Genomic DNA, 22,037 nt, shown 5'->3' with positions numbered 1-22,037 from the left:
GGGCTACGCCCCCTCCGTCGCCGTCGGGGCAGCCTCGTCCTGCAACAGACGCCGAGGAAGCGGGCTCGCGAGGAGCGCCCTGAAGAGGGGCAGGCCCAGGGCATAGACCACCAGGCCCTCACCCAGGCCACAGGCGACGAAGCCAAAGAGGTACATGGCGGGATAGGCGCCGTCCAAGGCGATGGACGTGAAGGGGATGGTGTAGAAGCCCAGGCCCTGGAGGAGCAGGGGCAGGTAGGCGGGGACTATGAGGGCGTTGGCCAGGACGGGCCCCAGGACGGCCACGGACGGGCGGGAACGCAGCCTCCAGGTGACGAGGGCGCCCAGGGTCGTGGCCAGGGTGCCGAACACCACGTCCAGAAGGCCCAGGAGGCCAGTCCCGGAGAGCGCGATGTTCGCAATGTTCGCGATGGCGCAGCCCAGGGCAAGGCCGGGGACGGCGTCCGCGGTGAGGAGGGCCAGGACGCAGACCGCCTCGGAGAGCCTGAGCTGCACGGGCCCCCACGAGAGGCCGCCCAGGAAGGCCATGCAGACCAGGGTCAGCGCGGCATACAGGCCGGCGATGGTGGCGATGCGCGTGATTCGGGTGGGGGTGAGCTGCTTCTTAGTTGGGTTGGGAGAAGCGAACAACGTGGAGCCTCCTTCTGTGGGCGTCTGGCCCGTCGGTAGCAAGTGCCAGTCCATTCTACCCTCACCCACGGTTCGGGCCCCCTGGGCGAGCAGCTCGTGCGGGCTCCTTGACATGGGCGCCCGGCCACAGCATCATGGCGGGGCCGGCGGGCCAGAGGGGCTGCGCCGCATCGGATGTCAAAGGGACGGCTGGGTAATGTCAGGCATTCAGGAGGAACTCTCCGCCTCGCAGATCGAGGAGTCCGTACGCATCGCGAACCGAAGGGAGCATCCCGGCAAGCTGCGCTTCTTCGCCACGCTCAACCTGGGCATCTTCCTCACCTCGCTGGGAGTCGAGCTCTTCAAGTCGCCCAACCACTTCGCCCTCGGCGGCACCTCGGGCATGTCGATCATCCTCGCGACACTCTTTCCCGGGCTCCCCGTGAGCGCCTTCATGTGGGTGATCAACACCATCCTGGTCGTCTTGGGTCTCGTGTACCTCGACCGCAAGACCATGGGCTGGACGGTCTACACCTCCTTCGCCCTCTCGGCGTACATCAGCCTCCTCGAGCTGCTGCTACCCATGCCCCACCCACTCACCGACGACACGCTCCTCGAGCTAATCTTCGCGGTCCTCCTCCCTGCGGTGGGAAGCGCCATCGTCTTCAACATCGGCGCCTCCACGGGAGGAACAGACATCCTGGCCATGATCTTGAAGAAGCACACCTCGCTCGAGATCGGCAAGGCGCTCATGGTGGTGGACTCCCTTATCGTGGCCGCCGCCGCCGTCATCTACGGCCCACGGACGGGGCTCTACTGCGTGCTGGGACTACTGGCGAAGGCCTTCTTCGTGGACGTGTTCATCGAGAGCATAAACACGCTCAAGGTCTGCACCGTGATCAGCCGCAACCCCGACGAGGTGCTCCGCTTCATAGTGACCGTCCTGCACCGCACGGCGACCGTCCGCAAGGAGTGGGGTGGCTTCAGCGGGCGGGAGGAGCGCGTGCTGGTGACGGTGCTCAGCAGACGCGAGGCCACCAAGCTCCGCAACCAGCTGCGCAGGTCTGACCCCAGCGCCTTCATCACCATAGTGAACAGCTCCGAGATCATCGGCAGGGGCTTCCGCGGCGTCTGACGGACGCCCGCGCGCGGTAGCCCTCCGTCAGGAGCCCTGGCTCAGTCTGCGCGCCTTCCGGAGCAGCGTCCCGTATCCCTCGAGGAATCGCTCGCCCAAGGGACAGGCTAATCCCTTGGGCAGGACCACCCCATGCTCGTCGGACACCACGAAGGCCTCGTCGAAGGCAAGTCCTCCAGAGCGGACCTCGTCGAGGAGGCCCGACCTGCGCTCCACCGAGATGCCAAGCGTGCGGGCGAGGTCCTCCACGAGCGAGGCCGTCCCGGAGGGGACGCATCCCTCCCCCAAGCCCCAGACGAGACCTCCGTCAACGACCGACCATATGGTCTCGGGCGCGACGTCGGTCTGGTCCGCCTCCCTCTCCGCGAGGTCGGCACGGGCCAGGAGCGCGGGCAGTCGGCGGTCCGTCAGGGGCTCGTAGGGACCCACCGTCATCGCCGCCCTGCCGCGCTCGTCCACCATCAGCATGAGGACGCCATTGGGATGCTCTGCCGCCCCGGACGCGAGGGTCCACTCTATGTGCTGCTTTGCCCAGGCCACGAGCTTGTCGTCCAGGGGAGCGTCCCCCAGGTGGCGACGGCTCAGGGCACGGAGGTGGCGGTTCTCGAGGGGGAGGGTCGCCCCCGCGAGGCGCCAACGGCAGACGAGCGCGGGCTCGCCGAGCATGAAGTCGCTGTCGTAAGGCTTGGTTTCGGGCATGTTCGTCCCTTCTCGGGTGGCCGCTCCTGACGCGGGCCAGCAACTCGAAATGATATGGTCCTGGGACGCCACATCTCAAGGCCCAGGGGAGGAGAACGCAGAATGTCGCGGCTCGCACGGGGGAACGTCGCCTATCGTCCGTTTGAGGAGAGGGACTTCGACGCGGTGGCAGGTCTCTACCAGACGCTCTGGTGCGCCGGGCTCGACGAGCGCGTCGCGGGCAGGGCCGGACAGCTTGCCGCGGCGACGTACCTCTCCGCCTCGTCCCTTGGCCTCGTCGGCTGCGTGGGGGAGGACGTCCTGGGCGTCGTGCTGGCGCGCGATGGCTTCGGGCGCAGGGCGCCGCGCTGGGAGGGCCGTCGCAAGGAGCTCTTGGCAGAGGCCGAGGGGCTCGGCCTGGCCCGTGAGTTGGGGTCCGCGCTCACCATCGACCGCAGCGAGTTCTCGCTTGCGGCGGACTACTCCCACAGGGGAGGGCGCTTCTCCCAGGCGCAGATGACGCTCCTTGCCGTGAGCCCCGAAGCGCACGGTCTGGGGATGGGCAGCGGCCTCTTCGACCGCATGTCATCCTTGATCGCGCGCGCCGGTGCCCCGGGCTTCTTCCTCACGACCGACGACGAGTGTGACTGGGGCTACTACGAGCACCGGGGGCTGAGCAGGATATCGTCACACGAGGTGGTCGCGGACGCCGACGGCAATGTGATTCGGGTCTACCTCTACGGATGTGACCTGACGTAGGCCTCATGCGTCCCGCTGACGCGCGGGGACCCGCACAGGAGGAGGGGCCGCGACGAATCGCGGCCCCTCCTTGCGTTCGGGCGATGATGCCGGCGCCATGTCCTAGGCGGTAATGCGGGTGCCCGAGAGGCCGGCCATGGCCTCGGCGGCCTTGTCCAGGGAGCCGATGATGCAGACGCGGCCGGGGCGGCTCTCGGCGAACTTGATGCCAGCCTTGACCTTGGGCTCCATGGAGCCCTTGCCAAACTGGCCCTCCTCGACGTACTTCTTGGCCTCCTCGACGTTGATCTCCTCGAGATCCCTCTGGTCGGGCTTGCCGAAGTTGATGGCGACGTGGTCGACGGCGGTCAGCAGGACCAGGACGTCGGCGTCGCAGTCCTCGCCGAGGAGCTCGCCGCCCATGTCCTTGTCGATGACCGCGGCAACACCCTTGTAGGCGCCCTTGTCGCTATAGTCGCGGACCACGGGAATGCCGCCGCCACCGCAGGCGATGACGATGAACTGGTTGTCGAGCAGGTTGAGGATGCTCTCGTACTCGACGATCTTCTTGGGCTCGGGAGAGGCGACGACGCGACGGTAGCCGCGGCCAGAGTCCTCGACGAAGGTCATCTCGGGATGGGCCGCCTTCTCGGCGTCAGCCTGCTCCTTGGTCAGGAAGGCGCCGATGGGCTTGGTGGGGTTGCGGAACGCGGGGTCGTCGGGGTCGACCTCAATCTGGGTAACCACGGAGGCGACGTGCCAGCGCTTGTAGGCCTTGTGCATGGAGGCACCGATGGCCTGCTGCAGGTGGTAGCCGATGTAGCCCTGGGACATGGCGCCGCACTCGGGCAGGTCCATGCTCGGGATCTTGGGGTCGGTCTGGTTGGCGTAGGTGAAGGCCTTCTGGATCATGCCGACCTGCGGGCCGTTGCCGTGGGTGATGATGATCTCGTTGCCCTGCTCGATGACCTTGAGCAGCGTGGGGGCAGCCTCGCGGACGCGACGGATCTGCTCCTCGGGGGTGTCGCCGAGTGCGTTGCCGCCGAGTGCGATGACGACGCGGTTGGGCTTTCCGGGGGCCTTGGACATACTTCTTTCCTCCTTGTGTGCTGAGTTCTGCCTGGCGTGGTTCCAGATGCGTCAGGAACGGGCTCGTGGCTCGTAACGTATCGAATGGTAGTCCGTATCGAATCTACTTTATTTAGAGAATATATGCACTCCCCAAACGGTAGGTTTTTCTCTACCAGAGGGGGACCGTTGGCGGGGCAGGAGACGTTTTCCCACATATCTCTACCGCAGCTATGGTGCCAGCCTTGCTCGTCCTAGCTGCGACTATCTGGATGCGGACAAGATGCTGCCCACAAGGGCCGACCCCCGCTTCGCCCCCTTGGCACCCAGCCTTGTCCGATGGATTCAAAGTATTGGATATATTCTCTGTTTCTTTCTTTCTTTTCTATATGTGCAAATGGGCCGACCGCCGCAGGGGGACGGGACACGGGCCCGCCCCCTGCGCTACGATTCTCGCCATGAGCACAGACGTCCGCACAGCACCCCACGGCAGCGCCGCCCATGGCGTGGTGGGCCGCTTCGCCCCGACCCCCTCGGGGCGCATGCACCTGGGCAACGCCTTCTCGGCCCTCATGGCTTGGGCCTCCGCCCGCTCCGCGGGGGGCCGCATGGTGCTGCGCATCGAGGATCTCGACCCTCGGGCGCAGGACAGTCGTCGCAGCGAGCTGCTCATGGACGACCTCCGCTGGCTCGGCCTCGACTGGGACGAAGGCCCGCACTTCCAAAGCCAAAGGACCGAGGTCTACCTCGGGGCGTTGGAGGAGCTGCGCCAGAGGGGGCTCACCTACCCCTGCTTCTGCAGCAGGTCAGAGCTGCACGCCGCCACCGCGCCCCATGCCTCGGACGGCACCTACGTCTATTCGGGAACATGCAGGGACCTGTCCGCCGAGGAGGTCGCACGGAGGTCAAGGGAGAGGCCCTCCGCGACGCGGCTGCGCGTCCCCCGTCGTGGGGAGCCCGATGCCAGCATCGCCTTCGAGGACCTTGGCTTCGGACAGCGCGAGGAGAGCCTGGAAAGCGAATGCGGAGACTTCCTCGTGCGCAGGAGCGACGGGGTCGTGGCCTACCAGCTGGCCGTCGTGGTGGACGACGCCCTGATGGGCATCAACCAGGTGGTGCGCGGCCGAGACCTGCTGGGGTCCGTGGCGCGGCAGACCTACCTCGCGCATGTCCTGGGGCATGAGGCACCGACCTTCGGACATGTCCCCCTCGTCGTCGCCCCCTCGGGGCGCAGGCTCTCCAAGCGCGATCGGGACCTCGACCTCGGCGCCCTCCGAGCCTCCGGCGTCAAGCCCCAGAGGGTAATCGGCGCTCTCTGCCAGGACGTCGGGCTTGCCGAGCCTGGGGAGGAGCTTGCGGCGGACGAGCTCGCGCGGCGCTTTTCCTGGGACGCGATACGAAGCCACCGGGACGACCTGGTGGCAGACGCGCTTGCGTAGGCGGCGAACGGGCCACCCATCCGCTGGGGGGGCCAACCCTTGGTCGCCGCGAGGAGGGCGGGCTCGCCAACCACCGCCCATGACAACGTTTCCACAGGCCAGACAAATATCCCGTCCCCGTTGTGACGCGAGCCCGTTGTGGGGTATCATGCTCTAGCACCTCGAACGGAGAGCTGACCGAGAGGCCGAAGGTGCTCGCCTGCTAAGCGAGTATAGGATGCAAATCCTATCTGGGGTTCGAATCCCCAGCTCTCCGCCAGATTCTGCTGCCTGGGACGCGACGCGTCCCAGGCTTTTTCTTTATTTCCGGGCATAGACTTAGAGGTGCATCTACACAAAAAGTTTTCTAGCTTCTACCAGGCATTTCTTGTGTTCTCCTAAATATTTCAAGATTTTCGCTTGACTCATGGTGGTGGGGATGGCATTCTAATTCCTGCAACGCGGCGTTACCTCAGCTGGATAGAGGGTCTGACTACGAATCAGAACGTCACAGGTTCGAATCCTGTACGCCGCACCAGCGAATGCAAAGCCACCTGCTCGGGCAGGTGGCTTTTTTCATGCCCTTCCACATGCCACCCGCAAGCTACCCCATGACAAGTTGCCCGCTTGCCTATGCATCGAGGGCGAGGCGGAGCTCCTCCCCACTGGGCCTGAAGATCACGTAGCCCGAACGTTGGGCCTCGTAGGCATAGGGAAGGCCCGCCCTATCCATCGCGTCCTCCAGGTCGAGAAGGCAGTGGCCCTCCTCGAAGTAGCGGGCCAGAGAGACCGTGGTGCCTTCGCCCTCCGTTCCGCCCAGCAGCTCCACGAGCCGCCCGACGAGCCCCTTCTCCACCAGAATCCTGTGCCTGTGGAGGGGCATGCCGAAGACCGCACTCGTCACGGGCCCCATGCTGCGTTCCACTATGGAAATCTGCCCTGCGGACTCCTCGTACAGGTGATGGCGCTCCTCCTGGCCCTCCTGACGGCTGTGAAGCAATTCTCTTCTCGGCCTGCGCATTCTCTCCCCTTCTCTCGCCCTGCCCCCATTGTATCAGAAAAACAGAACATATGTTCTGTTTTATCGAGCGGGTCGGGCGGGGGAGGAAGAGGCGCCCCGAAGGACGCCTCTCGACCTCATGCATGTCCTTCCGATGCTACGCCTCGGGCTTGATGACCTCCACGCCGCCCATATAGGGCACGAGCGCCTCGGGGATGGTGATGCTACCGTCGGCGTTCTGGTAGTTCTCCATGATGGCTGCCATGGTGCGTCCGACGGCAAGCCCCGAGCCGTTGAGCGTGTGCACGTAGCGGGTGCCCTTGAACTCGGAGGGGTCGCGGTAGCGGATGTTGGCGCGACGAGCCTGGAAGTCCCAGCAGTTGGAGCAGGAGGAGATCTCCTTGTAGTTGTCGTAGCTGGGGAGCCAGACTTCGATGTCGTAGCACTTGCGGGCGCTGAAGCCTATGTCGCCGGTGCAGAGGGTGACCACATGGTAGGGAAGGCCCAGGGTCTGGAGGCAGAGCTCCGCCTCGGCGACCATGCTCTCGAGCTGGTTCATGGAGTCCTCGGGCTTGGCGAACTTGACCATCTCCACCTTGTCGAACTCGTGCACGCGGATGATTCCGCGGGTGTCGCGGCCTGCGGAGCCCGCCTCCTCGCGGAAGCAGGGGGTGAAGGCCGTGTAGAGCAGGGGGAGCTGGCTCGCGTCGAGCACCTCGTCGCGGTGGATGTTGGTGAGCTGCACCTCGGCCGTGGGGATGAGGTAGAGGTCGGGGCGCACGTGATAGAGGTCCTCGTCGAACTTGGGCAGCTGGCCCGTGCCAAAGAGGGAGTCATGGTTGGTGATGACGGGGGGCCACCACTCCTTGAACCCCGCCCTGTCGTGCATGTCGATGAAGAAGTTGATCAGGGCCCTCTCCATGCGGGCCCCCATGCCGCCCAGGAGGTAGAAGCGGGCGCCGGCGAGCTTCACGCCGCGATCGAAGTCGATCATGCCCGTCGACGGGCCGAGGTCCCAGTGGGCCTTGGGCTCGAAGTCGAACTCGCGCGGGGTGCCCCAGCGACGGACCTCCGGGTTGTCGGAGTCGTCCTTGCCATAGGGGACGCTGGGGTCAGGGATGTTGGGTATGGCGGCCACGAGGTCGAAGAGCTCCTTGTCCAGCGCCCCCCTGCGCTCGTCAAGCTCGGCGATGCGGCTCTTGCCCGCGGCGACCTTGGCCTTGGCCGCCTCGGCCTCCTCGTTCCGGCCCTCACGCATGAGCTGGCCAATCTGCTTGGAGGCGGCGTTGCGCTCCGCCTGGAGCGCCTCCACCTCCACGATGGTCTGGCGGCGCTCGTCGTCCAGCTCGAAGAAGCGCCTGCGGTCCCAGTGGGCGTTCTGCCTGGACTCGCAGGACCTATCGATGGCGTCGGGATTCTCCCTGACGAACTTGATGTCGAGCATGTCGTTCCCCTCATGGTCTGGATTCTTTTGGGTTCGGGTGCGGCGCCCCAACCCCTGGCGCGAGGTCGCGCACGTATCGCAAGTATATACTTGTGCTGCTTTTGGACGAGCGCGCGGCACGCAGGGCCGCGCATGCTATGGAAAGGGCACGTCATGGACTTCTTCAGCTGGCTCTTCGGGACGCGCCCAGGCGTGTTGGCCCTCATCCTGGGCGGAATCGTCCTCTTCCTGATCATCTCCCTCGTGCTCGAGCGACGCACTCGTGCCCTGTACAAGAACCACAAGAAGTCCGAGGGCGACTGGGACCTCTTCGACTTCGACGAGGATGACTCGGAGAGCGGCTGGAGCGACTTCGAGGACGACAACAAGTAGGCACGCCCGACCTGACGCAGACCCACGGGGGAGAGGGGCATGCCCCTCTCCCCCGACTTCTTGTCCTTTGGTGGAGATTCGAGCGGCGACTCCGGGCACAAAAAAAGCCCCGGACGAAACCGGGGCCAAGCAATCATGGTGCGGGCGAAAGGACTTGAACCTTCATGAGATTGCTCTCATACGGACCTGAACCGTACGCGTCTGCCAATTCCGCCACGCCCGCGTAGGCATGGATTCTACTACCACCTTCCGATGGCGTGCAACAGAAATCTGCCCTCGTTTCGCAAAAACCGCCGCCGCGGCGCGTTGGGCGCTAGAATGGGTAGACACGGATGGCTCTTGAGCAAAGCAGCTAAATCGAAACGAGACCCGAGCCATGGCAGACACGCTGGGAGCCAGGGGTGCCTCTTCGGCACCATACGGCCAGACATACGAGCAACAGACGCGCGACCAGCTCCTGCTGGGGCGTTACCGCGTCATGCACCCGGGCACCGTCGGTGGCTTTGGCACGGTCCTCACCTGCTGGGACACCCGCCTCCAGCGCCGCGTCGCCATCAAACGCATGCCGCTCGTGGCCCAGGGGACGGGCGCCGCGGGCACGTCCACGGTGATGGAGGCCCTTGCGGAGGCACGCACCTCCAGCATGCTGGCCCACCCCAACATCGTCACGATGTTCGACTTCGAGGCCGACCGCCACTGGGCCTACCTGGTCATGGAGTACGTGGACGGCCTCACCCTGTCCGAGCTCCTCGCGCGGGTGGAGGGAGGGACCCTCACCAACGACGAGTGTGCCCACCTGGTGAGGTCCGTCGGGGACGCCTTGGCCTTCGCGCACGAGAACGGCGTTCTCCACCTGGACATCAAGCCCACCAACATAATGATCGAGCGCTCGGGGACCATAAAGCTCTGCGACTTTGGCATGGCGACGCTCGCCTCGGCAACCGGATTTGGCGACGCGCGCGGCGGCACCGTGGGCTACATGCCCCCCGAGCAGATCGAGGGAGGGCTCGTCGACGAGCGCAGCGACATCTTCTCGCTCGCGGTGGTGGTCTGGCAGTCCCTCACGGGCGAGAGCCCCTTCGCGGCGCCAAGCGCGGAGCTCTCGCTCAAGAAGATCGAGAAGGGCCCCAAGACCACCCTCGCCAAGATCGACCCCGGCCTCGCCGGCATGGCCGACGAGGTGATGCGCCAGGCGCTGAGCCCCAGTGCCGCTGGCAGGGTCCCTACCGTCGAGGCCTTCAGGGACGAGCTCTCCTTCGCGCTGGGAGACGCCGAGGCGGGCGCCGAGTCGCTGCGCGCCCTCATGGAGCAGGATGCGGACGAGGACGGGGCGGGCTCCCTGGAGCGGCCCTACGAGGAGCTGCCCCTCTCGTACCGCTACCCCTGGCTCCCGCAGCTCGTCACGCGCACGGGCTGCTCCTTGGCAGCCCTCGCCGCGACCTGGATGGCCCTGGGCGGGGTCGAGCTCGCGCAGGCGTCGTGGAGGCTGTGGCTGGCGCTTGCCTGCGCCGGACTGACGGCGGCCTGGACCCCTCTGGGCGGCCTCCTCTCGACGCTCTGCCTCTGCGCCAGCCTCTTCGACCAGTCCACGGTCACGGGCCTTGCCCTCCCCATGGCGCTGGCGCTCGCCTTCCTCGTCTGGTGGGCCCGTCAGGGGAGAAGGGACCCTCTCGGCAGCCTGACCCTCCTCCTCCCCTCCCTGGCCCAGAGCCCGCTGGCGGGACTCCCCCTTGCGGCGGCCGTCCTCGGACCACCCCGCGCCGCACTCGCCACGGCTGCGGGCTGGGTCTTCGCCCACTGCCTCATGAGCTCGTGGCGACTCGGCTTCGACGCGCCCGCGGTGGCGCGCTCCCTCTTCGACCTGGCTCTCCGGCCCAGCTCCTGGCTGGTCCTGGCCGGCGGCGCCGCGGTCGCCGGGCTGGCCTCGCTGCTCGCCCACTGGAGGGAGGCCCCCACCGCCCAGTACCTGGCGCAACTGCTTGCCCTTGGCGGCTCCGTCGGTGTCAGGGCAGTCGCCGCGCGGATGGAAAATGGGGGCACCTGGGTGGCCCCGAGCTGGTCGGCCACCGCCGTTGCGGTAGTCTGTTGTGTGATTTTGTGTCTTGCCGTCAGGCTGAATGGCCCTATTCCCGCACCCAAGGGGGCTGGTGAGTTCCATGAATCTGCTTAGGACCTTCGAGAGCCGCGTGAGCGACGCCTTCGGCGCCGGCGCGTCGGGAAAGCCCGCCCCGTTCTCGTTCAAGAAGCTCGCAAAGCGCGCCGCGCGGGCCATGGAGGCGGAGACCTTCCAGATCGACGGAGTGGACACCGCACCCGCCCTGTACACCATCCTCGTCGCCCCCGCGGACGACGCGGTCATGAGGCCACTGTACCGCGAGCTCACCGACGAGGTCTGCGGCTTCGTCGAGGCACAGGCGGACGCCAAGGGCTACGCCTTCGTGGGCAGGCCCCTCGCGCGCTTCATGGTCGACCCCTCCCTCAGGGCAGGGCGCTTCGCCGTGTTCGCAGAGAACGTCGACTCCCACACCCTGGGCCGCCTGAGGGAAGAGGAGGAGGCCTTCGTCAAGGGGTCCTCCGGCATCGGCGGCGCGGCGGCGCGTCCGGCCCAGCCCGCGCCACGCAAGGCAAGGCCCGCCGAGCCCAGGAAGGCGGCGCATGCCGAGCCCGCCGAGCGGCTCGAGGCCCAGGTGCCCTCCTGGGAGGAGATCCAGGCACCCGCAGCCGAGGAGTTCGCCCCCCTCGTCGCACCGCTCGCGGGCGACGCCTCGGCCGGCCTCAACGTCCTCCCCACCGACTTCGTGGACGACTCCGTGCAGGAGGCGGGAGTCGCGGCCGAGGACGTGGCGCCCGCATCGCCCGCCATGGACATCCCCCCGACCGTCCGTCGCAGCGTCCCCCTCGTCAACCCCCAGCGTGCCCAGACGTCCCGCGAGCTTCCGGAGGAGGGCCCCAGCTGCCTGCTCATCGACCGCCAGAGCGGACGCACCTACACCGGCGGCTCGCCGGTCACCATCATCGGCAGGGAGCGCACCCAGGGCGGCATCGTGCTGCGCGACCCCAACGTCTCGCGCAGGCACGCCGAGCTAAGCTACGACGGCCACGACTGGCGCATCGCCGACCTTGGGTCCACCAACGGGACCAGGGTCAACGACATCGACGTCGACAGCTGCATCCTGAGGGACGGCGACCTCATCACCCTGGGCCTCATGAACCTTGAGTTCAGGGAGAGCCGCGCATGATAGACCTCGTCCTCTTTGGCGGGCGCATTGCGCTCGTCATCCTCCTCTACCTCTTCCTCTTCGCCGTGATGAAAACGGGCATAGGCCTCGTCCGCGGCCAGAGGCGCGACTCGGCCATCTGGTCGGTCGACGTCGAGAAGGGCGAGAGGTCCCTGCGCGGCCTTCACGTGGACATGCTCGGGCCCGTCATCGTGGGACGCTCCCCCTCGTCCGACATCGTGATCGACGAGCCCTTCGTCTCGTCCTCCCATGCCCGCTTCACCCTACAGGGGCCGGCTCTCGTGCTCGAGGACCTCAACTCGACCAACGGAACCCTGGTGAACGGCCACCCCATAGCCCAGCCCGTGACCCTGCGCGACGGCGACGAGATCCAGGTTGGCAACGCCGTCATGCGCGTGAGCCGCCGATGAGCCCGTTTCCCCTACATAGGGACGAGCTCGGGCGAATCCTCCGCGGCGATGGCCGGGGCGGGACGGCCCAGCCCGTCAACAGCCCCGGTCACGACACCGTCGCGGTGGGGTCGCGCGAGGGCAGCGAGTCCAAGAGTGGGTCCACGACTAAGCTCTCGTGGGGCTCGCGCACGGACATCGGCCTGGTGCGCGCCCACAACGAGGACTCCTTTCTGGTGCAGCCCCCCGCCTTCGCCGTGTGCGACGGCATGGGCGGACACGCCGCCGGCGAGGTGGCGAGCTCCATAGCCGTAGAGACCATCGGCTCCAAGCTGCCCATCCATGCGGACGACGTGCTCCTCGGCGCGGCCGTGGAGGCGGCCAACCTCGCCGTCATCCAAGGAGCGGCCGAGGGGCTGGGCAAGCCCGGCATGGGCTGCACGGCATCCTGCGTCCTCGTGGAGAACGGAAAGATGGCCATAGCCCACGTGGGCGACTCGCGCATCTACCTCCTGCACCACGGAACCCTCGTCAGGCTCACGCACGACCATTCCTACGTCGAGGAGCTCGTCGACGCGGGGGAGATAACCGCCGACGAGGCGCGGGTGCATCCCTCCAGGTCCGTGATCACGCGCGCCCTGGGCTCCGACCCAGACATGTACGCAGACCACTTCACCCTGGACGTCACTGCCGGAGACCGCGTCATCCTCTGCTCCGACGGCCTCTCGTCCATGGTCGAGGACTCGGAGATCGAGGCGATCGCGGTCTCGTCCCCCCTGCCACAGATGGCGGCCGACAACCTGATGTCTGCCGCGCTCGCCGCGGGCGGGCACGACAACGTGACCATCGTGGTCGTGGACGTGACAGACGACGGCATGGTCGAGGCGCACTTCCACCGCCGCCGGAGGGTCGCCATGGGAATCGTCGGCGTACTTCTCGCCCTCGTCGTGGTCCTCGCCGCGCTGGGGGCGGAGCTCGTGGGCAGCTCCTGGTACCTGGGCGACAACGATGGGACCGTGGGCATCTATCACGGCATGGAGGGCAGCTTCCTGGGAATTCCGCTCTCGAGCCTGGCCGAGACCTCCTCGGTCAAGACCAGCGACCTCCCCCTCGCGATCCAGGACCGCCTCAGGGGCGGCATCCTGGTCAACAGCGAGGAGGAGGCCCGCGAGGCCATAGAGGGCTACCGCGACCAGATCGACTCTGACAAGAGCTCCGCCGCCGTCACCGCCGACCGCAGCACGGCCGGCACCGAGGTCTCGAGCCCGCAGGAGATACAGGCCGCACCAGAAGAGGGCGGCGGCTCGGGGTCGTCGGGCAAGGGTGGTGAGTGACGTGGCAGAACGCCATGCGAACACAAGGCGCAACACGGAGCTCCTGCTCCTCGTCCTCGGGGCCGTCCCCGTCGTGCTCCTCTATGCCATGTACATAGCAAACGCACAGGCCGCCGTGACCCTGGGCTCCCTCGCGCTGCCCATCGGGCTCTTCGTCGCCTTCGCGGTGGCGCATGTCACCATCAGGATCTACGCTCCCGGCGCCGACCCGGCGATCCTTCCCATAGTGTTCCTGCTCTCGGGCGTGGGCATCACCTTCGTGTCAAGGCTCGCCCCCGACCTCGCGGGCGGACAGGTCATGTGGCTCTTCGTCTCCGTCGCCGTCATGGTGGCAGTCCTCGTCGCCGTGCCCAGCGTGGACGCGCTCGCGGAGTACAAGTACACGATGGGGGTCGCGGGCGTAGCCCTCCTCCTGCTGCCCATGCTCGTGGGCACCGAGAAGGGCGGCTCCAAGCTCTGGCTCCAGCTGGGCGGCCTCTCCTTCCAACCCGGAGAGATCGCCAAGGTGCTCGTCGTCCTCTTCCTGGCCGCCTACCTGGCCGAGAACCGCGAGCTCCTCTCCGCGTCGACCCGCAAGGTGGGACCGCTCTCGCTTCCCCACCCCCGCATGCTCGCACCCATGTTCGTCATGTGGGGCGTCTCCCTGCTCATCGTCATCTTCGAGCGCGACCTGGGCAGCGCACTGCTCTTCTTCACCTTCTTCGTGATCATGCTCTACGTATGCACGGGACGCGTGAGCTACGTGCTCGCCTTCCTCGTCCTCCTGGCCGTGGGCGGGGCGCTCTGCTACGCGCTCTTCAGCCACGTCCAGACGCGCGTGCAGATCTGGCTCGACCCATTCAAGGACCCCAGCAACTCGGGCCTGCAGATCGTCCAGTCCCTGTACTCCCTCGCCGACGGAGGGCTCACCGGCGCCGGCATAGGCAAAGGCCTGCCCAAGCTAATCCCGGTGGTCGAGTCCGACTTCATCTTCTCCGCCATCGGAGAGGAGATGGGTCTCCTGGGCGGTTCGGCCGTCCTCATCTGCTATCTGCTCCTCGCCGTGCGGGGATTCGCCACCGCGGCCCGCGCCAAGTCGGACGTCGCCGCCTTCACGGCCGTGGGTCTCACGGCCGCCCTGGTGTTCCAGGCCTTCCTCATCGTGGGAGGCGTGACCAGGCTGCTCCCCCTCACGGGCGTGACCCTGCCCTTCATGAGCCAGGGGGGCAGCTCTCTCCTCGCAAGCTTCGTGATCGTCGCGCTGCTCCTCAAGACCGGGGACGAGGGCACGGGTCGCGAGGCCATGGTCCAGGCCTCGGGAACCGGCAAGGTCGCGTCCGTCGAAGCCCCGTCTGAGGTCGTGCACGGCTCCCATGCGCGCGGACGCTTCGGCATCCTCACCCCCGAGTCGGGCGTGCTGGGCCGCGTCGCCCTAGGCAACCGCCTCGTCAGGCTCCTCGCCGTCTTCTCGCTCATGTTCGTCGCCCTGGTGGCGAACCTGAGCTATGTGCAGGTCGCGAAGGCCGACTACTACCAGTCGCTGCCCAACAACAATCACACCATCGCCAAGAGCGCCAAGGTGCAGCGCGGGGCCATCATCACCTCCGACGGACAGACCCTCGCCGAATCTGCCCCCCAGGAGGACGGCAGCTACGTGCGCCGCCATCCCCTTGGTGCGCTCGCCGCGCACACCGTGGGCTACCTCTCCACCCGCTATGGCGCGACGGGCGTCGAGGCGTCGATGAACGAGGCGCTCACCGGAAGGGCCGACTACTCGAGCTGGAAGTCCGCGCTCTTCTCCATGGCCGGAATCGCCAACCCCGGGTCGTCGGTGGTCCTCACCATCAACTCGCAGATGCAGCGCGCCGCCGAGTCGGCGCTCGAGGGCGAGAGGGGCGCCATCGTCGTCCTCGACCCCTCGACGGGGGCCGTGCTGGCGAAGGCCTCCGCGCCCTCCTACGACTACGACAGCATCGAGGAGGTCATGACGTCGGACGGCAGCGGGGGCTCCCTCATGGACCGCTCGACGCAGACCCTCTACACCCCCGGGTCCACCTTCAAGGTGCTCTCGCTCGCCGCCGCGCTTGACTCCCAGAAGGCGACGCTCGACACGAGCTTCCCGGCTCCCGCGAGCATCTCGATCGGCGGGGCTGACATCACCAACGTCGACCAGGAGGAGTGGGACTCCCTCACGCTCAAGGAGGCCCTGGCCTTCTCCGCCAACACGGTCTTCGGCCAGCTAGGCCAGGAGCTCGGCGGGAAGCTCCTCGTGAGCTATGCCAAGGCCTTCGGCTACGGCAGCAAGATCGGCCAGGACTTCTCAACCATTGCCTCGCTCATGCCCGACCCCGCCGAGATGAGCGAGTGGGAGACTGCCTGGGCCGCCGTGGGACAGCCCGTGGGCATGCACGACAGCCCGGCTGGCCCCCAAACCACCGTCATGCAGAACGCCGTGATGGCCGCGGCCATCGCCAACGGCGGCATAGCCATGAACCCCTACCTCGTGGACCACATCCTGAGCCCCGAGGGAACCACCTCCTCGACGACGCTGCCCAAGGCCCTGGGCCAGGCGGTGTCCGCCCAGACGGCGGCCTCGGTCAAGGAGGCGATGCTCCAGGTGGTCGAGGGCGGAACCGGCACCGCGGCGCGCGTAAGCGGCGTCAAGGTGGCGGGCAAGACGGGCACCGCGGAGGTCAGCTCCTCGGTGGCCAACTCGCTCTTCGTCGGGTTTGCCCCCTATGACCAGCCAACCCTGGCCATATCGGTCTGCATCGAGGGGTCCGAGGACAACGACGTGCAGGGCAGGGCTGCGAGGGTGGCGGGCAAGGTCCTCGCCTCCTGCCTGAGCGTCCAGGCGGCAGGGGCGAACCTCTAGGGGCCTGGGGGTACGGCAGGCGAGGGCGCTGCCTGCCTCGAACGTGGTAAGACGGCGCGGGTGCTGCCGCGCATGCGATGGGAGAGATGATGTCAGACAGGGTGCTAGGCGGACGCTACACGGTCCAGGACAAGATTGGTGCCGGCGGCATGGCCGTGGTCTACCGCGGGTTGGACGAGGTGCTGGGCAGGACCGTCGCCATCAAGACCATGCTGCCTCAGTACGCGGGTGACGCGTCGTTCGCCGCGCGCTTCAAGCAGGAGGCCCAGGCGGCCGCGGCGCTGCAGAGCCCCTACATCGTCTCCGTCTATGACTGGGGGCGCGACGGCGACACCTACTACATCGTCATGGAGTACCTCCGCGGGACCGACCTCAAGAGCGGCATCCGCAGGCATGGCGCCCTTGACGGCAAGAAGGTCGCCCAGGTGGGCTCGCAGATTGCGCAGGCGCTCTCCGTCGCGCACCGCCACGACATCATCCACCGCGACATCAAGCCGCAGAACATCATGGTGCAGCCTGACGGCAACATCAAGGTGATGGACTTTGGCATCGCGCGTGCCAAGAACAGCCATCTGACCACCGACAACTCAGTGCTGGGCACAGCCCACTACGTCTCTCCCGAGCAGACCCAGGGCAAGGAGCTCGGCCCCACGACGGACATCTACTCGCTGGGCATCGTCATGTACGAGGCGGCCACGGGCAAGGTGCCCTTCGACGGGGACGATGCCATATCGGTCGCCCTCAAGCAGGTCAACGAGCAGCCCAAGCCGCCCAGCCAGCTCAACCCCAGCGTGGACAGCGCGCTCGAGGGAATCATCCTCAAGTGCATGCAGAAGGACCCCGAGGCACGCTTCCAGACGGCGGACGAGCTCTACCACGTCCTGCGCGACTACCTCGCTGGCAGGATGCAGGCGGTGAGCAGCGCCACGGCCACGACGGCGATTCCGACCACACCAGTCATGGCACCCCTCCAACCCGTCAACAGCACCCAGTCCATCCCCCGCATCCAGGCCAACGGGCACGGCCGGCCCCGAAGCGCGACAGAGCAGGCGCGAGAGAAGGCACAACGCGAGGCACACGGCCGCAGGCGCAAGCTCGTCTTGGGAACCGTCTTCGTCACCCTGGCGCTCATCGCCGCCATCGTCGCGATAGCCAGCCTCCTCACCAACCGCAACGCCACCGCAAGCGTTCCCAACCTGTCCAACCTGACCGAGGAGCAGGCTCTTGCAACCATCGACGCCTCGGTTTTCGAACGGGGCACGGTCAAGGAGTCCTACAGCTCCACCGTCGCATCTGGACTGGTGATGGACCAGAGCCCCGACGCAGGTCTCGAGAAGGCGCGTGGCACCCAAATCAGCATCGTCATCTCGAAGGGCCCCGAGCCCGCGGCGGACGTCGTGGTCCCCGATCTCAAGAACCTCTCGCCCTCGGAGGCGGAGCAGGCCCTTGCCAAGGCGAACCTCGTGGGCCAGGCCGGCGACTCCGTCTATAGCAGCGAGGTGGAGGTGGGCAAAGTCGCGCAGCAGAGCATCGCGGCCAACAGCACGGCCAAGGCAGGTGACACCGTAACCTACCAGCTCTCGAAGGGCGTCGAGACCGCCGAGGTGCCCGACGTCACGGGCTACAGCGAAGAGAGTGCGAGGAACACGCTCCAGAACAGCGGCTTCGGCGTGAGCGTCCAGCGCAGCTCGAGCAACAGCGTCGAAGAGGGCGAGGTCATCAGCCAGTCTCCCACCGGCACCGCAGAGAAGGGCGGCACCATCACCATAACGGTCTCAACGGGACCCGCCGACAAGAACATCCCCAACGTGGTGGGCTACAGCGAGGACGGGGCACAGAGCGCCCTGGACAACGCGGGCTTCCTCGTCAACACGACCTACGCCACGAGCCCGAGCGTCCCTCGGGGCAACGTGATCAGCCAGTCCCCCACCGGCAGCGCGAAGGCGGGAAGCACCGTGACCATCGTGGTCTCCACCGGGTCCGGCTCTGGCACGAATGGAGCGGGCGAGGCGGATGGTGGTAGCTCTGGCAAGAGCAGCGGCACCTCCAGCTCGACCGAGACGAAGTAGGCGTCGCCGACGGACGGTGCGAATACCCCCGCATCCATCCATCTGGGTGCGGGGGTTCCCTTGTCCGTCCGACCACCAAGAGCACGAGGCGGGCAAGACAAGAAGAGGCCTCGTACCGCAGCGCGTGCGATACGAGGCCTTGTTCTCTGGTGACCCCGATTGGATTCGAACCAACGACACCAGGTTTAGGAAACCTGTGCTCTATCCCCTGAGCTACGGGGCCATGCAAAGGCATTCTACCATCACCTGGCCGCGGGCGCAGCACAAAGCTTCACGTCTCGCAGTAATTGCGGCGTGTCGGAGTCTCGTGAGCCGCGAACTCCGATCATCCTGCATTGCCGGTGGTTGAATGCCGACAGACGTAGGGCGAGAGGGAATACGAGACAAGAATATCCCGCTTGTCGGCACTTTGCAGAGCATGCGGTGCCGACAAGCGCGGGATGTCCCGACGGTCGGAAAGGCCTACTTCTTCTTGGCCTTCCCCTCCTGCTCGAGCTGCTTGGCGTCCGCCTCAAGAAGGGCCATGACCTTCTTGCTGCTCATGGATGCCACCTCCGCGTCAGCAGCGCGACGCAGGGGCCTCACCTTGCGCCAGTCGTACACGAAGGCCGCGATGATCGCCACGTACGCGAACACGATGGCGACCAGCATGACTATGCCGGCAGGCGATGACGGGTTGGTCGCCGCCTCGGGGTAGAAGTAGGTGATGGCCCAGGTGACCAGGGTGATGACAAGACCGGAGCCGATGAGCGCCCACCAGACGCGTTGGCTCTTCCTGAACTCCGAACGCTGGTTGAGAAGAACGCGGGACAACGTGGCCCTGCGGTCCTCCTCGTCGCGCCGCGCGTTGCGTGCCGCCTTGCGCTCCTCCTTCGTCATCTCGCTCTCGGCCTTGCCCGAGGCAGATTGGCTGCCGCGGCGCACCTTCTCGCTCGAGACGACCCTCACGCCCGACGCCGCCTCGCGGGCGGGACGAGCGCGCGTGACCGAGCGCCTGGTAAATCCGGCGTGGGGCTTGTCTCCCCCGTCGGCTGCCTCACCGGCCTTGGATGCCTTGGGGCTTGCCGCGGGAACGCTTCCCGCCTCCTCGGCCTCCTTGCGGGCCGCTTCGATGGTGTCACGCAGAGACATGGGACTCCTTCATGGGCTTGAACTCGCTTGCGGTGATTATCTTGAATGCCTCGGCATAGCGCCTCGAGCTGCCCTCGATGACGTCGGAGGGGATGTGGGGCGGTTCCCCGGTCATGTCCCAGTTCGCCTTGAGCCAGTCACGCACGAACTGCTTGTCATAGCTGGGCTGGACATGGCCGGGTTCGTAGCCGTCGGCAGGCCAGAACCGGCTCGAGTCGGGGGTCAGGCACTCGTCGATCAGGGTGAGCCTGCCATCGACCATGCCAAACTCGAACTTGGTGTCGGCAACGACGATGCCCCTGGTGGCCGCATAGTCCGCGGCGGCCTCATATATCCCAAGCGAGGCGTCGCGCAGCTGCGCGGCCACCTCTTCCCCCACGATCTGGGCGCAGCGCTCGAACGAGATGTTCTCGTCGTGGTCGCCGAGCTCGGCCTTGGTCGAGGGGGTGAAGATGGGCTCAGGCAGCTTTGATGCCTCCTCCAGGCCGCCGGGAAGCTTGATTCCGCAGACGGTGCCGTCCTGGTCGTAGGTCTTCTTGCCGGAACCCGTGAGGTAGCCGCGGACGATGCACTCGATGGGAATGGTCTGGGCCTTCCTCACCAGCATTGAGCGGCCGCTCAGGTAGTCTGCATAGGGGGCAAACTCCTCTGGATAGTCCGAGACGTCCATGCTCAGCATGTGGTTGGGCATGAGGTCCTGGAACCTCTCGAACCAGAATGCGGAGATGCGGGTGAGAACCTCCCCCTTGAAGGGAATCTCGTCCGGAAGGACGTAGTCGAACGCGCTCACACGGTCGCTGGCGACCATGAGCAGGCTGTCGCCGCAATCGTAGATGTCGCGGACCTTGCCGTGCGAATCGGGGCGAAGCTCCATGGCTTCCATTGTCTCTCCCATCGATGTTGACGACCGTGGTCGTGCCGGGCACGACGTTCCCCATTCTAGATGAAGCCTGACCAAGCTCGGCAAACAACGGAACAAGTCACCCGATGGCAACCGGACTGGCGGGGAAGCGCCCTCCCCTACCTCTCCTGTTGCGGGCGAGCGGGTGTCTTGCGTTGCTCGAGGGGGAGGCGGAGGGTGAAGGTGGTGCCCTTGCCCAGCTCGGACTCCACGCCAATGACGCCGTTGTGCTTCTCGACTATCTCCTTGGTGAGGGCGAGGCCCACCCCCAGGCCGCCCGAGACGCGCTCGCGGCTTGCATCGGAGCGCCAGAAGCGCGAGAAGACCCTAGGGATGTCCTCCTTCGAGATTCCGATTCCCGTGTCCTGGACCGAGACCTGCACCTCTCCCTTGACGCGGTCGCGCCTGACGCCCACGACGACCCATCCGCCCTCGCCCGTGTAGCGCATGGCATTGGACATGAGGTTGGTCACGGCCTCGCGGATGAGGTCCGCATCCACCTGGGCGTAGCACTCGTGCGCGTCCGTCTTGTCGTCGAAGCGCAGGTGGAGGCCCTTCTCATGGAAGAGCTGATGCTGCATCGAGACCATGCTCTTGACCAGGTAGACCATGTCGGTCCGCTCGAGCTTGAGCGCGCGCGTGCCGTTCTCGATGCGCGAGAGGTGGAGCATGGCGTCCACGAGCCGGGAGAGGCGGCGCACCTCCTCGGCCACCGTCTCGAAGTGCTCGTCGTCTGAGGGCAGGACGCCGTCCTGCATGGCCTCGACCGTGGCGAGCATGGCCATGAGCGGCGTCCTGAGCTCGTGGGCGACGTCGCTCGTCAGGCGGTGCTCGAACTTGATGTCGTGCTCGAGCTCCGTTGCCATGGAGTCGAAGGTCTCTCCCAGGCGTCCTATCTCGTCGTCACCGCGCAGGTTGGTGCGGGCCGTGAGGTCGCCGCTCCTTATCTGCGCCGCCGTCGAGGTGATGGCCTTGATAGGCTTGGTGAGGGCACGCGAGGCCAGGTACCCGATGACGCAGGCAAGGATGACCGCGACCGCCGCCGCCGCCGCGACGGCACCGTAGGAGTTGGTGCGGAAGGTCGAGTCGGCGCTGCTCGTGAGGGCGGTGGACCCATAGGCAAGGAGCCTGACCGTCCCCACCACGTTGCCCGACGAGCTGAGCACCTCGGCCGAGACTATGGACTCGGGCCGGCTCGAGGGCGCCCGTCCGCTCGTCGCCGATATGCGATGCGAGACCGTCCAGGAGTCGTCGTAGAGCATGGCGCCGTCGGAGTCTTCGAGCTGTACCGCCACGCCGGCGGACGAGACGGAGGCGAAGTGGGCGTAGCCCAGCACCTCGTCGGTCCATGAGCCCGCGCTGTCGTACTGTACGGCTATGCCGTCGGCGAGCTGGTCGGCGAGGGTCTGAAGGTTCTGCTGGGTGTAGCGACGAAACTGCCCCTCCCAGACCACCGCAAGCACCACCGAGAGCACCGCAGCCGTCATGATCGCCGTCAGGGCGAAGTAGAAGGCCATGCGAGCGGTGAAGGTCTTGGTCGGTCGCGAGCCGGACGTCCGCGCCATGGTGTTGAAGGAGGACTTGGGTGAGTCCGACCCAAGTGAGGAGGCCTCGCCGTACTCGCGGCGGGCCTCCTCGTTGTCGAGTATGTCAGGCAA

18 protein-coding genes and 4 tRNA genes are annotated in these 22,037 nt (G+C 66.6%); 12 read left to right on the top strand and 10 right to left on the bottom strand.

What is annotated here, in order from left to right:
• Positions 1 to 3: 3 nt before the first annotated feature.
• Entirely contained in the window at positions 4 to 630 is a 627-nt protein-coding gene (locus ACMPH2_RS09150) for a QueT transporter family protein (protein ID WP_314638508.1), read from the bottom strand.
• Between the two features lie 196 nt (positions 631 to 826).
• On the opposite strand from ACMPH2_RS09150, the gene ACMPH2_RS09145 reads away from it, so the two are divergent.
• A complete protein-coding gene (locus ACMPH2_RS09145) occupies positions 827 to 1,744 on the top strand; it encodes a YitT family protein (RefSeq protein ID WP_072500393.1) in 918 nt (305 codons plus the stop codon).
• A 27-nt stretch (positions 1,745 to 1,771) separates the two neighbouring features.
• Here ACMPH2_RS09145 and ACMPH2_RS09140 read toward each other — a convergent pair whose 3' ends face one another.
• A complete protein-coding gene (locus ACMPH2_RS09140; RefSeq protein WP_072500392.1) occupies positions 1,772 to 2,443 on the bottom strand; it encodes a hypothetical protein in 672 nt (223 codons plus the stop codon).
• Positions 2,444 to 2,545: 102 nt separating this feature from the next.
• Between ACMPH2_RS09140 and ACMPH2_RS09135 the strand changes: the two genes are divergently transcribed.
• Entirely contained in the window at positions 2,546 to 3,181 is a 636-nt protein-coding gene (locus tag ACMPH2_RS09135) for a hypothetical protein (RefSeq protein WP_417119267.1), read from the top strand.
• Between the two features lie 102 nt (positions 3,182 to 3,283).
• Here the strand turns inward: ACMPH2_RS09135 and arcC are convergent, their stop codons facing one another.
• Positions 3,284 to 4,249: a carbamate kinase gene (gene arcC / locus ACMPH2_RS09130; RefSeq protein WP_417119266.1), complete on the bottom strand. Its 966-nt coding sequence runs from the start codon at positions 4,247 to 4,249 to the stop codon at positions 3,284 to 3,286.
• 437 nt (positions 4,250 to 4,686) lie between these two features.
• Here arcC and gluQRS point away from each other — a divergent pair, with 437 nt between their 5' ends.
• The 3 genes from gluQRS to ACMPH2_RS09115 all read left to right on the top strand — a co-directional run bounded on the left by gluQRS (position 4,687) and on the right by ACMPH2_RS09115 (position 6,184).
• Positions 4,687 to 5,667, top strand: coding sequence for a tRNA glutamyl-Q(34) synthetase GluQRS (gene gluQRS / locus ACMPH2_RS09125; protein ID WP_417119265.1), 981 nt, complete (start codon positions 4,687 to 4,689; stop codon positions 5,665 to 5,667).
• A 167-nt stretch (positions 5,668 to 5,834) separates the two neighbouring features.
• A tRNA-Ser gene (locus ACMPH2_RS09120) sits at positions 5,835 to 5,926 on the top strand.
• Between the two features lie 181 nt (positions 5,927 to 6,107).
• Positions 6,108 to 6,184, top strand: a tRNA-Arg gene (locus ACMPH2_RS09115).
• 93 nt (positions 6,185 to 6,277) lie between these two features.
• On the opposite strand, the gene ACMPH2_RS09110 is transcribed toward ACMPH2_RS09115, so the two are convergent.
• Complete coding sequence (locus tag ACMPH2_RS09110; protein ID WP_159430823.1) at positions 6,278 to 6,646, bottom strand: hypothetical protein; 369 nt, start codon at positions 6,644 to 6,646, stop codon at positions 6,278 to 6,280.
• Positions 6,647 to 6,803: 157 nt separating this feature from the next.
• Entirely contained in the window at positions 6,804 to 8,090 is a 1,287-nt protein-coding gene (serS, locus tag ACMPH2_RS09105) for a serine--tRNA ligase (RefSeq protein WP_417119264.1), read from the bottom strand.
• A gap of 153 nt (positions 8,091 to 8,243) precedes the next feature.
• Here serS and ACMPH2_RS09100 point away from each other — a divergent pair, with 153 nt between their 5' ends.
• Positions 8,244 to 8,462, top strand: coding sequence for a DUF6724 family protein (locus ACMPH2_RS09100; RefSeq protein ID WP_009278311.1), 219 nt, complete (start codon positions 8,244 to 8,246; stop codon positions 8,460 to 8,462).
• A gap of 136 nt (positions 8,463 to 8,598) precedes the next feature.
• On the opposite strand, the gene ACMPH2_RS09095 is transcribed toward ACMPH2_RS09100, so the two are convergent.
• Positions 8,599 to 8,685 (bottom strand) — tRNA-Leu (locus tag ACMPH2_RS09095).
• Positions 8,686 to 8,838: 153 nt separating this feature from the next.
• Between ACMPH2_RS09095 and ACMPH2_RS09090 the strand changes: the two genes are divergently transcribed.
• The 6 genes from ACMPH2_RS09090 (at position 8,839) to pknB (ending at position 18,347) form a co-directional block, all read left to right on the top strand.
• Positions 8,839 to 10,632 (top strand): serine/threonine-protein kinase, encoded by a 1,794-nt coding sequence (locus ACMPH2_RS09090; protein ID WP_417119263.1) that lies wholly within the window; start codon positions 8,839 to 8,841, stop codon positions 10,630 to 10,632.
• Entirely contained in the window at positions 10,619 to 11,701 is a 1,083-nt protein-coding gene (locus ACMPH2_RS09085; protein ID WP_417119262.1) for an FhaA domain-containing protein, read from the top strand. The genes ACMPH2_RS09090 and ACMPH2_RS09085 overlap by 14 nt, the downstream gene beginning before the upstream one ends.
• Complete coding sequence (locus ACMPH2_RS09080) at positions 11,698 to 12,111, top strand: FHA domain-containing protein (protein WP_009278308.1); 414 nt, start codon at positions 11,698 to 11,700, stop codon at positions 12,109 to 12,111. Before ACMPH2_RS09085 ends, ACMPH2_RS09080 begins: the two co-directional genes overlap by 4 nt.
• Positions 12,108 to 13,424: a Stp1/IreP family PP2C-type Ser/Thr phosphatase gene (locus tag ACMPH2_RS09075; RefSeq protein ID WP_009278307.1), complete on the top strand. Its 1,317-nt coding sequence runs from the start codon at positions 12,108 to 12,110 to the stop codon at positions 13,422 to 13,424. Before ACMPH2_RS09080 ends, ACMPH2_RS09075 begins: the two co-directional genes overlap by 4 nt.
• A 1-nt stretch (position 13,425) precedes the next feature.
• Complete coding sequence (locus ACMPH2_RS09070) at positions 13,426 to 16,278, top strand: FtsW/RodA/SpoVE family cell cycle protein (RefSeq protein ID WP_417119261.1); 2,853 nt, start codon at positions 13,426 to 13,428, stop codon at positions 16,276 to 16,278.
• 89 nt (positions 16,279 to 16,367) lie between these two features.
• Positions 16,368 to 18,347 carry a Stk1 family PASTA domain-containing Ser/Thr kinase gene (gene pknB, locus ACMPH2_RS09065; protein ID WP_417119260.1) on the top strand — a complete coding sequence of 660 codons (1,980 nt, stop codon included), beginning with the start codon at positions 16,368 to 16,370 and terminating at the stop codon, positions 18,345 to 18,347.
• A 147-nt stretch (positions 18,348 to 18,494) separates the two neighbouring features.
• On the opposite strand, the gene ACMPH2_RS09060 is transcribed toward pknB, so the two are convergent.
• The 4 genes from ACMPH2_RS09060 to ACMPH2_RS09045 form a co-directional block, all read right to left on the bottom strand.
• A tRNA-Arg gene (locus tag ACMPH2_RS09060) sits at positions 18,495 to 18,570 on the bottom strand.
• Between the two features lie 239 nt (positions 18,571 to 18,809).
• The gene (locus ACMPH2_RS09055) at positions 18,810 to 19,478 is read right to left on the bottom strand and encodes a hypothetical protein (RefSeq protein ID WP_072500326.1); all 669 of its coding nucleotides are present in this window, start codon (positions 19,476 to 19,478) and stop codon (positions 18,810 to 18,812) included.
• The gene (locus ACMPH2_RS09050; RefSeq protein WP_417119259.1) at positions 19,465 to 20,361 is read right to left on the bottom strand and encodes a phosphoribosylaminoimidazolesuccinocarboxamide synthase; all 897 of its coding nucleotides are present in this window, start codon (positions 20,359 to 20,361) and stop codon (positions 19,465 to 19,467) included. The genes ACMPH2_RS09055 and ACMPH2_RS09050 overlap by 14 nt, the downstream gene beginning before the upstream one ends.
• A 137-nt stretch (positions 20,362 to 20,498) precedes the next feature.
• Complete coding sequence (locus ACMPH2_RS09045; RefSeq protein ID WP_417119258.1) at positions 20,499 to 22,037, bottom strand: HAMP domain-containing sensor histidine kinase; 1,539 nt, start codon at positions 22,035 to 22,037, stop codon at positions 20,499 to 20,501.

The organism is Olsenella phocaeensis (genome assembly GCF_048189965.1).
In the GTDB taxonomy this organism is placed as follows: domain Bacteria; phylum Actinomycetota; class Coriobacteriia; order Coriobacteriales; family Atopobiaceae; genus Olsenella_I; species Olsenella_I phocaeensis.
Note: the sequence above shows the minus strand (reverse complement) of the source record. Positions and strands in the feature narration are given on the sequence as shown.

Excerpts from the sequence above, each read along its gene's own strand:
- ACMPH2_RS09055 (WP_072500326.1), bottom strand. The coding sequence starts at position 19,478 with ATGTCTCTGCGTGACACCATCGAAGCGGCCCGCAAGGAGGCCGAGGAG.
- gluQRS (WP_417119265.1), top strand. The coding sequence starts at position 4,687 with ATGAGCACAGACGTCCGCACAGCACCCCACGGCAGCGCCGCCCATGGC.
- ACMPH2_RS09145 (WP_072500393.1), top strand. The coding sequence starts at position 827 with ATGTCAGGCATTCAGGAGGAACTCTCCGCCTCGCAGATCGAGGAGTCC.
- ACMPH2_RS09075 (WP_009278307.1), top strand. The coding sequence starts at position 12,108 with ATGAGCCCGTTTCCCCTACATAGGGACGAGCTCGGGCGAATCCTCCGC.
- ACMPH2_RS09135 (WP_417119267.1), top strand. The coding sequence starts at position 2,546 with ATGTCGCGGCTCGCACGGGGGAACGTCGCCTATCGTCCGTTTGAGGAG.
- arcC (WP_417119266.1), bottom strand. The coding sequence starts at position 4,249 with ATGTCCAAGGCCCCCGGAAAGCCCAACCGCGTCGTCATCGCACTCGGC.
- ACMPH2_RS09140 (WP_072500392.1), bottom strand. The coding sequence starts at position 2,443 with ATGCCCGAAACCAAGCCTTACGACAGCGACTTCATGCTCGGCGAGCCC.
- ACMPH2_RS09100 (WP_009278311.1), top strand. The coding sequence starts at position 8,244 with ATGGACTTCTTCAGCTGGCTCTTCGGGACGCGCCCAGGCGTGTTGGCC.
- ACMPH2_RS09090 (WP_417119263.1), top strand. The coding sequence starts at position 8,839 with ATGGCAGACACGCTGGGAGCCAGGGGTGCCTCTTCGGCACCATACGGC.
- ACMPH2_RS09085 (WP_417119262.1), top strand. The coding sequence starts at position 10,619 with ATGAATCTGCTTAGGACCTTCGAGAGCCGCGTGAGCGACGCCTTCGGC.
- ACMPH2_RS09050 (WP_417119259.1), bottom strand. The coding sequence starts at position 20,361 with ATGGAAGCCATGGAGCTTCGCCCCGATTCGCACGGCAAGGTCCGCGAC.
- ACMPH2_RS09080 (WP_009278308.1), top strand. The coding sequence starts at position 11,698 with ATGATAGACCTCGTCCTCTTTGGCGGGCGCATTGCGCTCGTCATCCTC.
- pknB (WP_417119260.1), top strand. The coding sequence starts at position 16,368 with ATGTCAGACAGGGTGCTAGGCGGACGCTACACGGTCCAGGACAAGATT.
- serS (WP_417119264.1), bottom strand. The coding sequence starts at position 8,090 with ATGCTCGACATCAAGTTCGTCAGGGAGAATCCCGACGCCATCGATAGG.